The sequence below is a fragment of the Sphingomonas sp. GW821-FHT03E12 genome (genome assembly GCF_059420685.1).
Genome location: NZ_JBWKUF010000002.1, coordinates 99,700 through 117,338, shown reverse-complemented (window position 1 = coordinate 117,338; position 17,639 = coordinate 99,700). Strand labels below are relative to the sequence as shown.

Below are 17,639 nucleotides of genomic sequence, written 5' to 3'. Positions count from 1 at the left end.
GTCACTAGCATTAGCGTCTTTTTATTGCGAATGACCCGCAGTGTACCACGGATTACCCGTTTAGCCAGTTGCGGAAGGCCCCTCCCCTGGAGTCACCCGCGCACGCAGGCGAATCACCATCAGATAGGCGGCGGTCGCGATGATCGTCGCATCGATCATCGGCACGGTGGTGAACGTCAGCCCCAGCCGCTCCATCCCAAGCGCGACGGCCAGTGACCCCAGCCAGGTCAGCACCGCGGGCCAGCGCACCGGCGGCAGCGTCGCGATCGTCTCCGCTGCGTCACGTCCGCGAAAGGTGATGAAGGCGTCGATCACATAGATAGCGGCGATCGGCGGGATCAGGATGCCGAGGAACAGCAGGAACGGGACGAAGGAATCGATGATCCCCATCACAGCGAAGCTCCCGCCCACCGCACCGCCGATGCAGATGAACACCCATTCGCGCACCTTGGGGAAGGTCGCGCTCATCGACAGGCTGGCCGAATAGAGATTGGCCGCGTTGATCGTCCAGATCGACAGGATCAGGATCAGCAGCACCGGCAAGCCGAAGCCCAGCATCGTCACCAGCTTCATGATGTCCGTCTCACCCGTCGCCAGCGCGGGCAGCGCCGCGGCGATCAGCAGCAGCGGGGTGGCAACCGGGAAAGACAGGATCATCGACGACAGCGCCCCGCGTGCGGTGCGGATGTAGCGTGACAGGTCGGGCATCGCCGCGACGGTCAGCATATTGCCCCCGACGATCGCGGAGAGGGCAATGCCGAAGCTCATCGGTACCGGCGGCTTGGCTGCAGGCGCCAGCTCGACACCGTACCGCCGCACCGCCAGGATCGCGACCGTAGCGAGGATCACGCCGAGCAGCGGCACCGCGACCAGCGCCAGCCGGTCGAGCGCGCGAAAGCCATAGATGGTCGAGACGATCATCAGCACGCTGCCCGCGATGACAAAGGCGGTGAAGTCGCCGGGGATCGCATAGCCCTGCCCCACCAGCGCCACGATCGCGCCGGCAAAGAAGGAGACATTTACCCCGAACCAGCAGTAATGGACGATCGCGACGACGATGTTGACCAGCGCCGCCCCCCAACGCCCGAACGATCGCTGGATCAGCAGATAGGTGGTGAGCCGGGTGCGCACGCTGGTCCAGGCGGTCAGGCACGCGCCCGCACACAGGATCAGGCCCGCCAGCAACGCTGCCAGCGCCGCCGGCCAGAAGCCCAGCGCCATGCCGGTCTGCGCGCCGTTGAGGAAGCCGGGCAGCGCGATGTTGAAGCTCGCGACGATCAGCGCGACCCGCCACCCCGCGACGGTCAGATGCTCCGGAAGCGGCGCGTTTGCATATTGTCCGCCCGGCGCGCCTGAACTCATCCCTTGTCCCACCCGTTCAATGTTTCGATCGGTTGATAGGCTTCGCCGAAGCCGAATGCCGCCGGCCCGACGAATGCCAGCGCTCGTGCCTCGCGTAGCATGGCGGGCGCTGCCGCGCCGACCACCTTCACGCGCTGGCCATATTTCAGGCGCTCGGTAGTGATCGAATCCGCGGTCTCGAGGTCCATCACGGTGATCAGGTCAGGCACCAGCGCCAGCACCGCCCCGTCGCGGCGGGCGATCAGGTTTTCGTTCTGGAACTCGAGCTCCATCCGCCCCCCATTTCCGGTTTTGCCCGCGCCGAACCCCTCGATCACCACGCGGCCGACCGAAAAGCCGCCGCGCGTCTCGCGCTCCAGGTCGACGATCTTGCCGTCGAACAGCCCGCCCGCGAACGGATAGAGGCCCGACGCCGCCAACGCTGCGTAGAGCGCCTCGAACGGGTCCTCTCCCTGTTCCCGCGCCACACGGATCGCCGCGCCCGCCGCGATCGCCGCCGACACGCTCCCGCCGATCGCATGCGCCTTGGCCTGCGCGCCGGTCAGCGGATATTCGACCATGTGCGCGATCCCGCCCAGCGCCACCGACAGCGCGCGCGCCACCCGCTCATGCACCAGATTGTCGTCGGTCTCGATCACGTTGAGCGATCCGCACGCCGCAGTCAGCACCGAGGGGCAGGCCGACAGGCCGTGAATGTTGAAGATCGCCATCTGCGATTCCGGAAAGGCCCGGCCCATGCCGTCGGCATCGACCACCGGCACGCCCAGCCGCGCCGCGCTCATCAGCGGGGCAAGGCCGTTGCCCCCGCCAATCTCGATCGGCAGCACCGCATCGATCCTGCGCCCCAGCTCCTTCTCGAGCCGCGCCAGCCCGGCCAGCGCCTCGCGCCCGCTGGGCAGTTTCTCGACTGAAACGGTCGGCGCGCCGATCCAGCCGCACGGCACGACCAGCGCGTCGTCGGCAAGGCTGTCGAGCGGCACCAGATCGAACGCCGCGCCGCGCGCCAGCTCGGCCTCGCCCAGCAACAGGCTGTAATAGGGATCGCCGCCGCCGCCCGATCCCAGGAAGGCGGCGCCGCGGGCAAGATCGGCAAGCGCCGTGCGATCAATGCGCATGCTGGACCGATCGCTTGCTCGCGGTTTTGCCCTGGGGCTCGGCAAGGTCGCCGACGGCGCGCACGCGCAGCTGTGCTGCACGGCCGGGTAGGTAGCTCAAGAACACTTCGTCCACTTCCACGATCTGAATGGTCTTCGGGTCGCCGCCCGCCGCCGCGACCCGCGCGGTGACGTCGGCGCGCATCTGCTCGATGGCGGTGGCGCGGGGCGTCTGGTCATAGGCGACGATCTGCTCGACCTGTGCGCCCACCTGCGCGATCGCCGCCCCGACCGCGTTGGCCACCGCGGCATGCGGCGGACGAACCACCTTCGCCGCGCCCTTCAAATTATCGGCGATCAGGAAATTGCCGCCGCCCACCGCCAGGATGGTGACGTCGCCGCGCGTCGTCTTCATCCGGTCGACGCCGTCCTCCAGCATCGCCTGGAACCGGTCCCACACCGCCGCGACCGTCGCCGCGCTGAGCCCGGGCAGCTTGCCCGGATCGCCGAACGCGGCCTTGCCCGCCGCGACCGCGACATCGCTCGCAGTCAGCGTATCGCCGCCGAACAGCATCGCCTCCTCCGCGATACGATAGCCGACCGAATCCGGCCCCACCCGCAACGCATCCTCAGGCAGCGCCCGCGCCCCGTACAGCGCCGGGTCGAGATGCACCCGCGTCCCTCCGCCCAGCCCGATGGCGAGGATATCGGGCATACGGAAATTGGTCCGCACCCCGCCGATATCGACCGCGACCGAGGATTCGCGCGGAAAGCCGTTGGCAAGCACGCCGATATCGGTGGTGGTCCCGCCGACATCCATCACGATCCCGTCCTGCACCCCGGTCAGGAACGCCGCGCCGCGCATCGAATTGGTCGGCCCGGATCCGATCGTCAGCACCGGATGCGCCGCCGCCTGCACCGCCGAGATCAGCGTACCGTCATTCTGCGAGATGTAGAGCGGCGCAGCGATCCCCAGATCCTTGAGCGCTGCCTCGAACGCGGCGACCACCGACGCCGCCAGCGTGGACAGCGCCGCATTGAGGATTGCCGCATTCTCGCGCTCGATGAAACCGATCCGCCCGATCGCGTTCGATCGCGTCACCGCCGCCTCGGGATATACCGCACGGACGATCTCCGCGGCCTGCTCTTCCATCGTCGCGTTGACCGGGGCAAAGGCGCTGGTGATCGCCACCGCCCTGATCCCGCGCGCCTTGAGCGTCTGCGCCGCGATGCGCACCTGCTCCGCATCGAACGGGGCGATCTCGCGTCCGTCGACCTCATAGCCGCCGGGCAGCAGGAAGACGTTTCCGCCGACGCAATCCGCAAGATCGGTCGGCCAGCCGGTCAGCGGTGGCAGCGCCTCGCCCGAGGGGCTCGCAAGCCGAAGCACCCCCACCGGTTCGAGCCGTTTGCGCTCCACCAGCGCGTTGGTGAAATGGGTGGTGCCGACCATCACCGATCGCACCGCCTTTGCCGCAATCCCGCCCTGCGCCAGCACCGCGGCGATCGCCGCGGCCACGCCCGAACTGACATCGGCAGTCGTCGGCTGCTTGGTGGAGGCGAGAATTTCGCTTCCGTCCATCAGCACGGCGTCGGTGTTCGTCCCGCCCACATCGACACCAATCCGCACGCAACACTCCCGGCCTGTTGGAAAATTCTTGGCCTAAAGGGTGCGGAGCCAAGCCCTTGTCCGCAACGCGTAAAACGGGTGCCGGGCCCTGCCGAACGGGTAACGGGGGACGGTTTCCGGGTAATCATCGAACCGCCGCTTGAGCGACATGATCGTGTAACATACGCTGCCCGGGCGCACCGCGAATTGCGATGGGCAAAGGACGGAGGCCGCAACGGGAAACGCCCGATGGATGCGCTGATCCATACCAAGCTTGCGCCGCCCATGTGGATGGGCAACCAGATACGGCGCGATGAGCTGCTCGCCCGCCTCGACGCGGCGCTGGCGCGGCGGCTGACGCTCATCCAGGCCCCGGCCGGCTATGGCAAGACCAGCCTGCTCTCACAGTGGAAGGACCGGCTCGACCCCGATGCGGTACGCGTCGCCTGGCTGACGCTGGAGCGCGACGATTCCGACCTGCGCCGCCTCACCCGCTACATCGTCCGCGCGCTCGACGGCGCCGGACCGCATGACGGCGAGGAGGGCGAGCCGCTCGCCGCTGCCCTGCCCCCGCGCGCCGCAGTCTCGGCGATCGTCAACCGGCTGGCGCAGGAAAGCCGCCGGGTGGTGCTGATCCTCGACGACTTCCACCGCGCCGAAAGCCCGGAGGTCGACGCCTTTGTCCGCACGCTGATCCAGCTCGCACCCGAACATTGCCATTTCGTCATCGCCTCGCGCGACTATCCCTGGCTCGGCCAGTCGATCCTCGCCGCCGAGGAGCAGCTGGTCGAACTGACCGCCGACGACCTCAAGTTCGAGACGCACGAGGCCGAGGCGCTGCTGTCGCGCTTCCAGGGACTGGGCGAAGCGGATGTACGCAGCATCGTCGAGCGGACCGAAGGCTGGGCGATCGCGCTCCAGCTCGCTTCGCTTTCGCTCAAGCGCGGCGCCGATCACCGCCGGCTGGTCGAGGAGTTTCACGGCCCCAGCTCGGACCTCGCCCGCTACCTCTCCGAACAGGTGCTGATGACGATGCCCGCGGAAACGCAGGAGATCGTGCTGCGCACCGCATTGCTCGACCGGCTGACCGGCGATCTCGTCAACCTGCTGTGCGACCGGCAGGACGGGTGGATGATCCTCGAACGGCTTGAGGAGCAGGGCGTGTTCCTCACCCCGCTCAGCGCCGAACGGAAGGCCTATCGCTACCACCAGCTCGTCGCGGAGCATCTGCGCGACCGGCTCGCCCGGCGCGACGCGGCACAGTTCCGCGCGCTCCACCGCCGCGCCGCGATCTGGTTCGCCGAGCGCGGCGAGACCGCTGAAGCGGTCAACCACGCGATCCAGTCCGGCGACGACGCGATGCTCGCCACGATCCTCGAGGATGCGGGCGGCTGGCGCCTGATCCCGCTGGGGCATCAGGCAATGGTCGAGCGCGGCCTGGGCAAGCTCCCCGCAACACTGATCGCCGCACGTCCGCGGCTGGCGCTCGCGCGGGTCTATCTGGAGATCAAGCGCGGCGAGATGGCGACCGCGCGCGCCGATTATGACCGCTTCGTCGCCGAAGCCGAGGCTGCGAGCCTTTCCGCCGATCAATGGACCGAGATCCGCGTCGTCGGCGATGTGCTGGCGGACTATGAGAATGAGCCAGTCACGCTCGACGTCCTGCTCGAACGCGAATCGCTGCTGCGCACCCTGCCCGCCAACGACCATCTCGTCCTCGCCAACATCAGCGAGACATTGGGCGCCAAATATTTCGAGGGCGGCTGGCTGGAGCGCGCGCTGGAGCCGACGATCGCCGCGCGCGACCATTATCTGGCGATGGGCTCGCTCTACAGCGACGTCTTCACCCGCTTTCTCGAAGCGCGTATCCGTCAGGCACAGGCACGGATGAAGGATGCCGCGGCTATCCTCACCGCGACGCGCGAACAGATCGAAGCGAATTTCGGTCCGCGCTCCGACCTCGCCGCCAATTGTGCGGCGTTCGATGCCGAGTTGCTCTACGAGCAGGATCAGCCTGCCGCCGCCCTCGCGCTGCTCGACTGGGCGGTTCCGCACATGGAATTGTCCGACGGCTGGACCGACGTCTACGCCGCTGCCTATCTGACCGCCGCGCGCGCGGAAGCGTCCGAAGGCACGCTCGACGCGGCGCAGGCGATGATCGCGCGCGCGCGCCGCCTTGCCGGAAGGCGCCGACTGCGTCAGCTCGATCTGCGCGCGGCATTGTGCGAGCTCGACCTGCTGATCCAATATGGCGACGATCCGGCGGAGGCGCTTGCCGCGGCGAAGGCACTCGACCTCGATGCGCTCGCCGACCGGGACGAGGAGGATTCGACCGTCCATCGCCCGGTCGTCACCGCCGCACGCCTGTGCCGCGCCCGGATGGCGCTGACCGGCGGCGATCACGCCCCCGCGCTTGCCGACCTCCAGAAGCTCAAGCGCTGGGCCGCGCAGCACGGCGCCGGGCGATTGCTGGTCGATGCCAACATCCTGCTCGCCTATGGCCATCGCGTGGCGGGCGACACTGCGAAGGCGCGTGCCTGTTTCGACGATGCGGTCGGCACCGCGATGTTCCAGAACATCGCCCGCCCCTTCATCGACCAGCGCCGCTTCGCCGAACCGCTGCTCAACGAGACGCTGGGCGGCACCGCGCAGCTCGATCGCTTCCGCGCGCAGTTCCTCAAGGGCATCGCCCGCTCGCTGGCGGCGCGCCCCGTCGCCGGCCCCGCACCCGGCCTGCTCAGCGATGCCGAGGCGGAGATCCTCGAGCATCTCGGCTTCGGCTATTCGAACAAGGAAATCGCGCGGCTGATCGGCATGTCGCCCGACACGGTCAAATACCGGCTCAAATCAGTGTTCCGGAAGATCGGCGTGCACAAGCGCCGCGACGCCGTGCGCGTGCTCCGCGAGCGCGGGCTCATCTCCAACGGCGCGGGTCAACCGGCCGCCTGAAACGGCTTTCCCCGTTGCCGCCTGCCCGCTTACCCGTCTTGCCCTTCTCTTACCCTGATAAACGCGTGGCTCGGCGCCCGATCCGGGTTTCAATGCAGTGGGAGGATCGAACCGCGCAATTAGGGTCCAAACTCGATCAGGACGTGGAGCATGATGGCGATCTGCAGGTTCGTGGATAGGAGCGGGGGCGAAGGCGGGCCGGTTGGCCCGTCGAGGCGCCGCGACGCAGCCACGGGCCTGCAGATCGCCACCCCGCGGGGGCAGGGCGAAAAAGCCCTCCGGACTGCGTTGGTCGCTCGTCAGGTAGCGCCGCTACCTGCCTTTGCGACCGCCTTGCCGGCGAACTTTTTCGCCGCTGTCATGCCCACGTCCTGATCGAGTTTGGACCCTAAATGCGGCGAGCGATCCGGCCGGACATAAAAATTTCGGGGAAGGGTTTTTGATCATGACCAAGCGGATCGGACTTATCGGCTCCAGGCACAGGCTGCGCGGCGCGCTGCTCGCGGCATGCTGCCTCGCGGCGCTGCCCGTGGCGGCGCAGGAAGTGGAGCCCGCCGTCGAGAATGACGACGTCACCGTCATCGGTACCCGCGCGCAGACCGGTACCAAGACCGACGCCGCACTCACCGAAATCCCCCAGTCGATCAGCATCATCACCGCGCAGGAGTTCAACGATCGCGCCGCGGTCAATCTGCAGGATGTGATCCGCTACAGCGCCGGCGCGGCGAGCGAATTGAACGGCGTCGATACCCGTGGCGATTTCCTCGCGGTGCGCGGCACCGGCGCCGAGCAGTATCTCGACGGCCTCAATCGCATGCCGGGCTTCATCTATGGCGGGCGGCTTGAGATCTTCACGGTCGAGCGCGCCGAACTGCTCCGCGGCCCCTCCTCGACCCTCTATGGCGGCGGCGGCGCGGGCGGCATCCTCAACTCGGTGAGCAAGCGCCCGAAGACGGTCTTCGGCGGCGAGATCGGGCTGATGTACGGCTCGGACGACCTCAAGCAGCTCCAGTTCGACATCACCGGCCCGCTGGCCGATGGTCTCTCGGCACGCTTCGTCGGCCTGGTCCGCGACGGCAATCTCCAGCAGGAATCGCAGCAGAACGATCGCATCACCGTGATGCCCGCAATCACCTTCAAGCCCGGACCCGACACCGAAGTCACCTTCATCGGCGTCTATCAGCGCGACCGCCTCGGCAGCCAGACCTACCTGCCCACCAGCAAGACGGTGGATGCCGCCAGCGACGCGGTGCGCATCTCGAACGACTTCTATCTGGGCGAGCCGGGCTTCAACCACACCTTCGCCGACTATTATGCCGCGACGATCCTGCTGACGCACAATTTCAGCGACCGGTTCAGCTTCAACAGCCGCAACCGCTTCTTCGAGCAGGACGTCGACTATCAGGAAGTGTTCGGCTTCACCGGCTTCGGCAGCGCCTATGCCGATGCGGCACGCACCATCGCCAACCGCGCCTGGTACCTCAACCGCGCCCAGTATAACGGCTTCAACAGCGACAATAATCTGGTGCTGAGCTTCGACACCGGGCCGCTGACCCACCAGATTCTCGCCGGCTTCGACTATACCAAGTTCCGCGAGGACAAGCAGGAAGGGTTCGGGGCGGCGCCGGGGCTCAACCTCTACAACCCGGTCTATGGCGTGCCGTTCACCAGCGGCGTGGGCTGGACCACCGATACCAAGAATTCGCAGCTCGGCTTCTATTTCCAGAACCAGATCCGCGCCTGGGACCGCGTCTCGCTCGTCTTCGGCGCGCGCCACGACAAGGTCCGCTCCAACGTCAACGGTGTCCAGCTCGAGGACAACAAGGCGTGGAGTTTCCGCGGCGGCATCATCGCCGATCTGGTCAAGGGCGTGTCGCCCTATTTCAACTATTCGGAGTCCTTCCTGCCGGTGTTCGGCTCGAACTTCTTCGGCGTTCCCTATGTGCCGCGGACCGGCCGCCAATATGAAGCGGGCATCAAGTTCCAGCCCAGCTCGCGCATGTTGTTCACGGTCACCGCCTACGACATCAAGGAACAGAATGTCCTGATCGCCGATCCGAACGAGCTGCAGAACTTCATCCAGGGCGGCTCGACGCGGTCGCGCGGCATCGAGGCGGAGGCGAATGTCCGTCTGCCCGGCGACTTCAACCTCACCGCCGCATACAGCTACACCCGTGCCGAATATCTCGTGGTCGATGGCCGCAGGCGCGGCGACCGGCGCGAGAATCTGCCCGAGCATCAGGCATCGGCCTGGGCTTCCAAGGGCTTCGACCTCGGCGGCGATTTGAACGCCAAGGTCGGCGCGGGCGTGCGCTACCAGAGCGACAAGGTGAGCTTCGACCAAACCTACCGTATTGCCCCCGTCACGCTGGTCGATGCGATGATCGAGCTTGGCTACCGGGATTGGACGCTGTCGGTGAACGGCGCGAACATCTTCGACAAGAAGGTCTACACCAACTGCAGCTACACGGGCGCACCGGTCAACGAGGGCTATTGCTACATGGGCAAGGACCGCACGATCATGGCTTCGCTCCGCCGAAAATTCTGAACCACGCCTCTGCGGGCCGGCCACACGCGCCGGCCCGTTTCCTGTCAGCGTACCCGGAGAGACCATGTTGAACCTGACCCGCCCCGCCCGCCTCACCGCGCTCGCGCTGTTGATGGCGGGGACCGCGCAGGCGCGCGAGTCCGTGACCGCGGACACGATCCTGACCAATGCCCGCATCTACACTGTCGACAGGAAACAGCCCTGGGCGCAGTCGGTCGCGATCCGGGACGGCAAGATCGTCGCGGTCGGCCCCGCCGCCGCCGTCGCGAAGAGCAAAGGGCCGGCGACGAAGGTCGTCGATCTCGGCGGCCGGCTCGTCCTGCCCGCATTCGGCGACGCCCATGCCCATCCGCTGTTCGGCGCGCTGTCCAAGACGCGCTGCTCGCTCCACGACGGCAAGTCGATCGCGGACTATCAGCGCATCATCGCCAAATGCGTCGCCGACACGCCGGGGACGGGCGCCGTCTATGGCGTGGGCTGGGAGGATTCACTGTTCCCGCCCAACGGCGTGCCCAACAAGGCGATCCTCGACGCCATCTCGACCACCCGCCCGCTGATCTTCGACTCCGTCGGCGGCCACACCAACTGGGTGAACTCCAAGGCGCTCGAACTGGCCGGGATCACCAGAGACACCCCCGATCCGGTCAACGGCACGATCGACCGCGATCCCGCGACGGGCGAGCCGGTCGGCAGCCTGCAGGAATCGGCGCAAGGCCTGATCGCCAAGCTGGTCCCGCCACCGACCGATGCCGACTACCAGAATTCGATCCTCTACACCGCAAAGCTGTTCAACAGCCTCGGTATCGTCGCGTGGAACGATGCCGGGGTCGAGTTCGACGATGCCGGCGGCAGCCGCATGGTCGACGCGTACAAGGCGGTGAAGGACGCGGGCAAGCTCACCACCTATGTCTCGGTCTCGCTCAAATGGCAGAATGAGCGCGGGATGGAGCAGTTCCCCGGGCTGCTCAAGGCGGCGGAGCGCGCCAACGCGCTCGGCATCCCGACCCACACGGTCAAATTCTATGTCGACGGCGTGATCCCGCAAAAGACCGCCTATATGCTCGCCCCCTATGAGGGCGACACCCAGCGCGGCGCCCCGCAGATCGCGCCCGACATGCTCAAACAGGCCGTCACCGCGGCCGACGCAAAGGGCATGCACGCCTTCCTCCACGCGATCGGCGACGGCGGCGTGCGCATCTCGCTCGACGCGGTCGAGGCAGCGCGCAAGGCCAATGGCATGAAGCCGGTCTACCACATGGTCACGCATCTCAACGTCGTCGATCCGGCCGACCAGCTGCGCTTCGGCAAGCTTGACACCTATGCCCAGTTCCAGCCGACCTGGTCGTCCTGGTACCCCTATATGGAGCTGACACAGACCGCGATCGGCAAGAAGCGGATGCAATATATCTACCCCGCGGGCAGCATCGTCCGCGCCGGCGGCAAGCTCGCCTACGGCGCCGACTGGCCCGTCGCCACCGCCAATCCGCTGGAAGGGCTCGAGGTCGCGATCACCCGCCAGGTGGCAGGCGATGCCAAGGCGAAGCCGCTCGTGGCGAGCGAAGGCGTGAGCCTCGCCGAAGCGATCGAAAGCCACACGCTCAACGTCGCCTATGTGAATGGCATGGCGACGTTCACCGGATCGCTGGAGACCGGCAAGAACGCCGACCTCGTCGTGCTCGACCAGGACATCTTCAAGCTGCCGGTGCACCAGATCAGCAAGGCCAAGGTGCTGGTGACTTTGTTCCAGGGCAAGCCGGTGTACGGCGATCTGGGGGCGCTGAAGCGGTAACGACGCCGGTCCACCGGGTTGTGCAGGCGGAGAGGGGAATGTCCGTTACTGGGCGGCTAGCGGACATTCGCTTCACATACAGAGCCTCTCAATCGGGGCTCGTGTATGCGGTCTTTGCCAGTGCCATGATGTAGCCCCATGCACCGCTCACGATGAGGCTTCCCTGCCAGCTGCTGAACTGCCCTTGGAAGACCAGCTTCGCCAAGGCGAAAGCGCCAAACATGGCAAGGCAAATATACGCACCCTCCACGACGGCGTGGAAGGGCCTGACAACGAGCTGGATCCGACGACCGGCGAGTCTGGCCTTGCGAATGCTGCGCCGGTTTACAACCCAAAGGACGCCCGTCGCAAATACACCGGCGAGACCAAGCGGCACGGCAATGGCCGCCCATGCCGACGTCTTGCCGAACAAACCGAAGTATTCCGTTACAAGAAGGCCGATCAGAACTCCCGGAAGAACCCCGGTCCAGCCCCACATCCAGTCTCTTGTCATGCCGCCCCTCGCCCCAATTAACGGCTCGACTTAGCAGCGCTTGCCGCCCGCGAGAATGTCCGCAACGGGATCGCTACCGGGCGTAGCTATTCTCCGTCATCCCGGCCTTGTGCCGGGATCCACCGGAAGGCCAGCGCAGAACAAGAGGCTCTATCGCATCGTCCGAGGCACCGCGGATCCCGGCACAAGGCCGGGATGACGGGGCGTACTCGCAGTCAGCAGAGTATCCGCAACCATGCGCCTACTCAGCGGCCCTCACGGCCAGTTCACCGCAAACCGCAACGTCGCGGGCACAGCGCGCACCGGCACGGTCATATGCCCCTCCCCCGCGAAGATCTCCGACCGCGTGCGCAACCCGTGGGCCGACAGCGGCGCCATGCGCTGGACGAAATCCTCGGCGTCCCAACGCTCGAGGATCGCTTCCTCGCGGTCGCCGGCGACCACCAGCAACCGCGCGACCTTGGGCACGCTCCCCGCCTGCAACCGCGCCGCGAAATCGCGCTCTTCCTTCAGCGTGATCGCCTCGTGCCAGAAGATCGACGGGCTCGCCGCGATGATCGCGTGGAAGGCGCCCGGCCGCGTGTAGAGCGTGTGGAGCGCAAACAGCCCGCCCAGCGAATGGCCGAACAGCGACTGGCGCTCGGCATTGGTCTTGTAGCGCTTGCCGATCTCGCTGCGCAGCTCGCCGGTCAGGAAGTCGAGGAACCGGTCCCAGCCGCCGCTCTTCTCCTTGGCGAACTTGGCATAGGCGCCCGATGTCGTCGGCGCGCCGGTGAAGTCGTCGATCCGGCGCACGTCATAGGCTTCGTCGGTGGGATAGCCGACGCCGACCACGATCGCCTTGTCCCCCGGCGACCATTCCATCATCCGCCGCGTCTCGGCGAAGGAGGCAAACAGCGCATTGCCGTCGAGCACATAGAGCACCGGATAGCCGCCCTCCGGCGGAGCCCCCTTGGGGAAGGACACGAAGATGCGATAGGTCTGGCCGTTCGCCGCCTTCATGTCCCAGGCCGCGGTCTGCGGCATGGTATAGCCGGGCGCCGGCGCGGACTTGTCCTGCGCCAGTGCGGGCGCGGCCAGCGCCACCATTGCCAGCATCGCAAGCGTCTTCACGGCCTTCATCGCCTGTCTCCCCGTTCGGTCCTGCCCACAGGCTAACCCCGCCCGGCGGCGCCGCCAAAGCGCATGCGCGGGTAAGCCGCGCACCGGACGGGTAAGGGCTAGCCCGCGAATGCCATCGGCGGCCAGCGATCGGCCCAGGGGCTCGCGACCTCGAGCTCCTCGCCCAGCCCGAGCAGCAGCTCGTCCCCGCCATGCCCGGCCGAGAACATCGCCCCCACCGGCAACCCGCTCTCTCCCGCGAACAGAGGCAGCGAGATGCTCGGCGTCCCGGTCATGTTGTGCAGCGGCGTGTAGTTCACATAACCGAACAGCGCGTCGAACAATTCGTCCACCGGCCGCGTCGGCGCGAGGTGGCCGAGCAGCGGCGGCACGCTCGCGGTGACGGGCGAGAGCACAACGTCGAACCGCTCGTGGAAGCCGGCCAGCGCCGCCGCGGCACGATCGACCTGCGCCAGCGCCTCGGCGAGCAGCTCGGGCGTTACGCCCGCGCGCCGCCCGGCGAGGCCGAGCGTCCATGGCTCGAGCACCTCGCACGCGCGGTCGCCATAATGATCGACGGTCTCGCCGCCGAGATAGTCCCACAGCGTCGTGAAGCCCGTGCGCAGCGCCGCACGGTCGATCGGCTGCGCGACCTCCTCGACCCGATGCCCCAGCGTCTCGCACAGTGCCGCCACACGCCGGACCACTGCCTCGACCTCAGGCTCCGGCCCGGCGCCGTCCATGCCGGTCAGGTCGAGCGCGATCCGCAGCTTCCGGCCCGGCGGTACCGTGGCGCCCTTCTCAACCGGGCGCAGATGCCGCGCCGCCCAGACGGTATCGCGCATCGACCGGCCATAAAGGCTGTCCGAGCACAGGATATCGTCGACCAAATTATACGCCCGCGCGCGGACGTTCCAGCCGCGGCTCGGCTTGAAGCCGATGATCCCGCAGTTGGACGCGGGGATGCGGATCGATCCGCCGGCGTCGCTTGCGGTGGCGAAGGGCACCAGCCCTGCCGCCACTGCCGCGCCTGCGCCGCTGCTCGATCCGCCCGAGCTGCGCGACAGGTCCCACGGGTTGCGCGTCGGACCGTAGAGCAGCGCCTCGCCACTCGCGTTCAGCCCGAATTCGGGCATGGTCGACATACCCACTGGCACCATTCCCGCCCGGTCGAGCGCCTCTGCCAGCGGAAAGGCGCGGCTTGCGATCTCCCCCTTCTTCGCCCGCGACCCTGCCTCGCACAGGAACCCGGGATATTCGAGCGAAGCCTTGAGCAGATACGGCACCGCCACCATCGGCGCGTCGCGATCTACCCGTGCCGCGGCTTCGCGCGCATGGCGGAAGGCGCGCACCGCGAGCGAATTGAGTGCGCCGTCCACGGCCTCGATCCGCGCGATCGCCGCCTCGACCAGTGCCTCAGGCGGAACCTCGCCGCGCCGGACCAGATCGGCCTGGCCATGCCCGTCGAGCCGCGCGATCGCGTCGGCCTGCGCAAGCGTCATCGACATGCTCATCCCTTCCCAAAACTACTGGTCGATCTGCACTGTGCGCTGGACGATTCGTCCAGCCTGCCACCCGTTTTCCCGGCCGTGTTACCCGTCAGGCCGCCTGCGCCGCCTCGACCGCCACCGGGGCGATTAGCCCGAACAGGTCGCGCGGATCGGCGGGGTTCGTGATCAGGTCGAGCGTTTCAAACTGCCCCGTCTCCGTCGCGAGATCGCGCAGCAGCCGCAGCGCCGCAAAATCCTCGACCGCAAAGCCGACCGAATCGAACAGCGTGATCTCGTCACGCCGTGTCCGCCCCGACGCCTCGCCACGGATCACCTGCCACAGTTCGGTCACCGGGAAGTCCGCGGGCATCTGCTGGATCTCGCCCTCGATCCGGGTCTGCTCGGTCAGTTCGACGAAGACGCTGGCGCGTGCGAGGATGTCCTTCTGCAGCTCGGTCTTGCCCGGGCAGTCACCGCCAACGGCGTTCAGATGAACCCCGGCGCCGACCATATTGTCGGAGAGGATCGTCGCCTGGACCTTGTCCGCGGTCACGGTGGTGACGATGTCCGCGCCCATCACCGCGCTGCCCGGCTCCTCGCAGGCGATCACGCGTACGCCGCGCCCGGCCATGTTGCGCACGAACTTGGCGGTCGCGGCGGGATCGACGTCATAGACGCGCACCGTCTCGATCCCCAGCACCGCGCGGAACGCCGCGGCCTGGAACTCCGATTGCGCGCCAAGCCCGATGATCGCCATCGTCCTCGCCTCGGGCCGGGCGAGATGCTTCGCCGCCAGTGCCGACATCGCCGCGGTGCGCAGCGCGGTCAGGATCGTCATTTCCGACAGGAACACGGGATAGCCGGTCTCGACCTCGGCCATCAGCCCGATCGCGACCACGGTCTGCAGCCCGCGCTCGAAATTATACGGGTGCCCGTTCACATATTTGAAGCTGTAGAGCGCATCGTCCTGCGTCGGCATCAGCTCGATCACCCCGCCTGGGCTGTGGCTGGCAAGCCGCGGGATGCGCTCGAACCGGTCCCAGCGGCGGAAATCGGCCTCCAGATAATCGACCATGCGCGCCAGCACCGCGTCGATGCCAACCTGCGCCACGATCCGCCGGATCTCGCTCACGCCCACAAACTGCACCATCGCCGCCTCCCTTGGTCTCTGGCCTTGATCTCCAGCGATGCTAGAGGGCGGGCGGGTGCAGGCGACAGGCACATGCTGCGCAACTTCGTGCGCTCATTTGATCAATCTGCTCACCCGATCCGCACAGATTGCGGACCCGTCGCCGTGCATGAACTGGCCCGTGACAGGCCTGCGCAAGACGTGTGGAGAATAGGCAGATGCACGAGCTCGATGATCTCGACCGGCGGCTGATCGCCGCGCTGCGCGAAGATGCGCGGATGCCGATCACCCGACTCGCCGCGGTGCTCAAGGTTTCGCGCACGACGGCGCAGGCGCGGCTCGACCGGCTACTGGAAAGCGGCACCGTGCTCGGCTTCACCATCCGCGCGCGCCAGTCGAACGATCAGGTCCGCGCGGTGATGATGATCGAGATCGAGGGCCGATCGACCACTGCGATCATCAAGCGGCTGCGCGGCTTTCCCGAACTGGCGGCGCTGCACACCACCAATGGCGGTTGGGATCTGGTCGCGGAGATCACCGCAGCGAGCCTCGCCGATTTCGACCGCATCCTGCGCGAGGTGCGCCAGATCGAAGGCGTGCTCAACAGCGAGACGAGCCTGCTGCTCAGCAGCCTTTAGGGGCCAGGCAATCCGATTTCCCGTTCGTCCCGAGCGCAGTCGAGGGACTTGACGCAACCCTAGTGTGTCTCGACTTCGCTCGACACGAACGGCCTCGGGTTAGGCGTGTGGTTCTCCGCGCCGCGCCCGGGGCAGCAGGAACACCATCGCCGCGGCGATCAGTCCGCCCAGACCCATCGTCAGCGAGACCGCGAACAGGCTGTTCCCGCTCGCGAACAGCGCGCCTGCAACCACCGGCCCGACTGCCGATCCGCCGCGCCCCACGCCGATCACGAACCCGGTCCCGCTCGCCCGCAACGCCGCGGGATAGGTCTGCGCAAGGATCGGATAGAGCCCGACCACCCCGGCATTGATGAAGAAGGCGGCAATGGCAGCCGTCACCGACAGCCGCACCAGATCCGCCCCCGCCAGCCCGAATGCACCGATCGCGACGAACCCCGCGAGCATCGCCCCGCCGACCAGCGGTCGCAGGTTGAAGCGCTGGCTCGCCAGCCCGATCAGCACCGCCCCGCTCAGGTTCCCGACATTGGCCCAGACCAGCACCCGCCCCGCCTGTGCCGCGTCGAACCCCAGATCGACCACGATCTTGGGGATCCATTTCTGGATATAATAGAAGAACAGGATCTGCGCGAAATACGCGGCCGTCAGCAGGATCGTCACCCGCGCATAGTCGCGCTTGAAGAGCGAGGCGATCGAGGGCTTCACCCGCATTTCGGGCAGCGCGGGCAAGGCCGCCACCGCGGCATGCCCCAGTCGCTTGAGCGTCCGGTTCACCTTCTCAAGCGCCCCCGCCGGCCGCCGTGCGATCAGCGATTCGATCGATTCGGGCAGGAAGAACACCGCCAGCGGGATCATCGCCGCGCTTGCTACCCCGCCCAGCATGAACACCGACCGCCAGTCCCCGGTCGAGGCGAGCAGCGCCGATGCGACCAGCCCGCCCAGGATCGCCCCGGTCGAATAGCCCGCAATGTTGAGCGCGACGTTGAGCCCCCGCCTCCGGTCATTGGAAAACTCGGCCACCATCGCACTGGTCGAGGACAACATCCCCCCGATCCCGATCCCGGTCAGGAAGCGGATCGCCGACAGCATCTCCACCCCGTTCGCGACGGTTGCAGCGAACATCCCCGCGGTCATCACGCTCAGGCAGCCAAGGATCGTCGGCCGCCGGCCGATGCGGTCGGCGACATTGCCGATCAGCACCGATCCTACCGCCATGCCGAGCAACTCCATCGACAGCACGATGCCCAGCGTCGCCTTGTCCACCCCCCATTCGGTGGCGATCCCCGGCGCCGCGAAGCTGATCGCCAGCACGTCGAAGCCGTCCAATGCGTTGAGCGCAATGCACAAAGCCACCACCACGATCTGCAGCCGGTGCATCGGCGCTGCGGCAATCACCGCGCGCGGGTCGTTGGTCATATGCCTCTCCCGCCGGCCACG

The 17,639-nt window shown here is 67.2% G+C and carries 12 protein-coding genes; 4 read left to right on the top strand and 8 right to left on the bottom strand.

What is annotated here, in order from left to right; genetic code table 11:
• Nucleotides 1–60: 60 nt before the first annotated feature.
• From AC07TU_RS05965 to AC07TU_RS05955, 3 genes are read right to left on the bottom strand one after another with little or no spacing between them, the layout of a single operon-like run.
• On the bottom strand, nt 61–1,362 hold the full coding sequence (locus tag AC07TU_RS05965; protein ID WP_495187006.1) for a cytosine permease: 1,302 nt from the start codon (nt 1,360–1,362) through the stop codon (nt 61–63).
• On the bottom strand, nt 1,359–2,477 hold the full coding sequence (locus AC07TU_RS05960) for an S-methyl thiohydantoin desulfurase family protein (RefSeq protein WP_495187005.1): 1,119 nt from the start codon (nt 2,475–2,477) through the stop codon (nt 1,359–1,361). The genes AC07TU_RS05965 and AC07TU_RS05960 overlap by 4 nt, the downstream gene beginning before the upstream one ends.
• Nucleotides 2,467–4,086 (bottom strand): hydantoinase/oxoprolinase N-terminal domain-containing protein, encoded by a 1,620-nt coding sequence (locus AC07TU_RS05955; protein ID WP_495187004.1) that lies wholly within the window; start codon nt 4,084–4,086, stop codon nt 2,467–2,469. The genes AC07TU_RS05960 and AC07TU_RS05955 overlap by 11 nt, the downstream gene beginning before the upstream one ends.
• A 228-nt stretch (nt 4,087–4,314) precedes the next feature.
• Here AC07TU_RS05955 and AC07TU_RS05950 point away from each other — a divergent pair, with 228 nt between their 5' ends.
• From AC07TU_RS05950 to AC07TU_RS05940, 3 genes are all read left to right on the top strand, one after another.
• Entirely contained in the window at nt 4,315–7,014 is a 2,700-nt protein-coding gene (locus AC07TU_RS05950) for a helix-turn-helix transcriptional regulator (RefSeq protein ID WP_495187003.1), read from the top strand.
• A gap of 445 nt (nt 7,015–7,459) precedes the next feature.
• Nucleotides 7,460–9,562, top strand: coding sequence for a TonB-dependent siderophore receptor (locus AC07TU_RS05945; protein ID WP_495187002.1), 2,103 nt, complete (start codon nt 7,460–7,462; stop codon nt 9,560–9,562).
• A 64-nt stretch (nt 9,563–9,626) separates the two neighbouring features.
• Entirely contained in the window at nt 9,627–11,351 is a 1,725-nt protein-coding gene (locus tag AC07TU_RS05940) for an amidohydrolase (protein WP_495187001.1), read from the top strand.
• 88 nt (nt 11,352–11,439) lie between these two features.
• Here AC07TU_RS05940 and AC07TU_RS05935 read toward each other — a convergent pair whose 3' ends face one another.
• The 4 genes from AC07TU_RS05935 to ocd all read right to left on the bottom strand — a co-directional run bounded on the left by AC07TU_RS05935 (nt 11,440) and on the right by ocd (nt 15,585).
• Nucleotides 11,440–11,829: a hypothetical protein gene (locus AC07TU_RS05935; RefSeq protein WP_495187000.1), complete on the bottom strand. Its 390-nt coding sequence runs from the start codon at nt 11,827–11,829 to the stop codon at nt 11,440–11,442.
• 270 nt (nt 11,830–12,099) lie between these two features.
• Nucleotides 12,100–12,966 (bottom strand): alpha/beta hydrolase, encoded by an 867-nt coding sequence (locus tag AC07TU_RS05930; protein WP_495186999.1) that lies wholly within the window; start codon nt 12,964–12,966, stop codon nt 12,100–12,102.
• A 98-nt stretch (nt 12,967–13,064) separates the two neighbouring features.
• On the bottom strand, nt 13,065–14,453 hold the full coding sequence (locus tag AC07TU_RS05925) for an amidase family protein (RefSeq protein ID WP_495186998.1): 1,389 nt from the start codon (nt 14,451–14,453) through the stop codon (nt 13,065–13,067).
• A gap of 91 nt (nt 14,454–14,544) precedes the next feature.
• Nucleotides 14,545–15,585: an ornithine cyclodeaminase gene (gene ocd, locus AC07TU_RS05920; RefSeq protein ID WP_495186997.1), complete on the bottom strand. Its 1,041-nt coding sequence runs from the start codon at nt 15,583–15,585 to the stop codon at nt 14,545–14,547.
• A 197-nt stretch (nt 15,586–15,782) separates the two neighbouring features.
• Between ocd and AC07TU_RS05915 the strand changes: the two genes are divergently transcribed.
• The gene (locus AC07TU_RS05915; RefSeq protein ID WP_331027705.1) at nt 15,783–16,202 is read left to right on the top strand and encodes an Lrp/AsnC family transcriptional regulator; all 420 of its coding nucleotides are present in this window, start codon (nt 15,783–15,785) and stop codon (nt 16,200–16,202) included.
• Nucleotides 16,203–16,301: 99 nt separating this feature from the next.
• Here the strand turns inward: AC07TU_RS05915 and AC07TU_RS05910 are convergent, their stop codons facing one another.
• Nucleotides 16,302–17,618: an MFS transporter gene (locus AC07TU_RS05910; protein ID WP_495186996.1), complete on the bottom strand. Its 1,317-nt coding sequence runs from the start codon at nt 17,616–17,618 to the stop codon at nt 16,302–16,304.
• Nucleotides 17,619–17,639: the final 21 nt, after the last annotated feature.

What these genes read in the sequence shown, in the direction of transcription:
- AC07TU_RS05945 (WP_495187002.1), top strand. Translation starts at nt 7,460, where the DNA reads ATGACCAAGCGGATCGGACTTATCGGCTCCAGGCACAGGCTGCGCGGC.
- AC07TU_RS05925 (WP_495186998.1), bottom strand. Translation starts at nt 14,453, where the DNA reads ATGTCGATGACGCTTGCGCAGGCCGACGCGATCGCGCGGCTCGACGGG.
- AC07TU_RS05910 (WP_495186996.1), bottom strand. Translation starts at nt 17,618, where the DNA reads ATGACCAACGACCCGCGCGCGGTGATTGCCGCAGCGCCGATGCACCGG.
- AC07TU_RS05940 (WP_495187001.1), top strand. Translation starts at nt 9,627, where the DNA reads ATGTTGAACCTGACCCGCCCCGCCCGCCTCACCGCGCTCGCGCTGTTG.
- AC07TU_RS05965 (WP_495187006.1), bottom strand. Translation starts at nt 1,362, where the DNA reads ATGAGTTCAGGCGCGCCGGGCGGACAATATGCAAACGCGCCGCTTCCG.
- AC07TU_RS05915 (WP_331027705.1), top strand. Translation starts at nt 15,783, where the DNA reads ATGCACGAGCTCGATGATCTCGACCGGCGGCTGATCGCCGCGCTGCGC.
- AC07TU_RS05930 (WP_495186999.1), bottom strand. Translation starts at nt 12,966, where the DNA reads ATGAAGGCCGTGAAGACGCTTGCGATGCTGGCAATGGTGGCGCTGGCC.
- ocd (WP_495186997.1), bottom strand. Translation starts at nt 15,585, where the DNA reads ATGGTGCAGTTTGTGGGCGTGAGCGAGATCCGGCGGATCGTGGCGCAG.
- AC07TU_RS05950 (WP_495187003.1), top strand. Translation starts at nt 4,315, where the DNA reads ATGGATGCGCTGATCCATACCAAGCTTGCGCCGCCCATGTGGATGGGC.
- AC07TU_RS05935 (WP_495187000.1), bottom strand. Translation starts at nt 11,829, where the DNA reads ATGTGGGGCTGGACCGGGGTTCTTCCGGGAGTTCTGATCGGCCTTCTT.
- AC07TU_RS05960 (WP_495187005.1), bottom strand. Translation starts at nt 2,477, where the DNA reads ATGCGCATTGATCGCACGGCGCTTGCCGATCTTGCCCGCGGCGCCGCC.